Annotated in this window: 1 pseudogene; it reads right to left on the bottom strand. The window is 64.0% G+C overall.

The window, feature by feature from the left end:
* A pseudogene (locus DDR33_RS25345) lies at positions 1–389 on the bottom strand (hypothetical protein); the annotation flags it as partial.

Below are 389 nucleotides of genomic sequence, written 5' to 3'. Positions count from 1 at the left end.
TTGGCAAAGGCGGCTGTGCCGCTGCCGGCCAGGGTGCTGACTTGTCCGGAGGCGCTGATCTTGCGGACTCTCTGCCCCTGGCGTTCTACTACGTAGAGGTTGCCGGAGGCATCCAGGGCCAGTCCTACGGGGTAAGTGAACGTGGCTGACAGGGCGGCGCCATCGGTGTTTCCCTGTGCGCCGGTACCGGCATAGGTAGTGACCACTCCTGAAGGGGTGATCTTACGGATGCGGTGGTTGTACATATCGCTGACGTACAGGTTCCCTGAGGGGTCCTGGGCCAGGCCTGCGGGATACTGGAAGCTGGCGGAACTGCCGGTGCCGTTGGCAAAGCCTGCTGTGCCGCTGCCGGCAAACAGGCTGGTGCTGCCGGAGGGGCTGATCTTCCG

It is taken from the genome of Pararcticibacter amylolyticus, assembly GCF_003130405.1.
Lineage (GTDB): Bacteria > Bacteroidota > Bacteroidia > Sphingobacteriales > Sphingobacteriaceae > Arcticibacter > Arcticibacter amylolyticus.
Note: the sequence above shows the minus strand (reverse complement) of the source record. Positions and strands in the feature narration are given on the sequence as shown.